Consider the following 205-nt stretch of genomic DNA (forward strand, 5'->3'; position numbering starts at 1 on the left):
GAGTAATGTCTGGGAAACTGCCCGATGGAGGGGGATAACTACTGGAAACGGTAGCTAATACCGCATAATGTCGCAAGACCAAAGAGGGGGACCTTCGGGCCTCTTGCCATCGGATGTGCCCAGATGGGATTAGCTTGTAGGTGGGGTAACGGCTCACCTAGGCGACGATCCCTAGCTGGTCTGAGAGGATGACCAGCCACACTGG

General features: G+C 55.6%; 1 rRNA gene. It reads left to right on the forward strand.

Annotation, left to right across the window (positions count from 1 at the left end):
* Positions 1-205, forward strand: a 16S ribosomal RNA gene (locus tag FDX04_RS12185); the annotation flags it as partial.

The sequence above is a fragment of the Citrobacter sp. wls615 genome (assembly GCF_005281355.1).
Lineage (GTDB): Bacteria > Pseudomonadota > Gammaproteobacteria > Enterobacterales > Enterobacteriaceae > Citrobacter > Citrobacter werkmanii.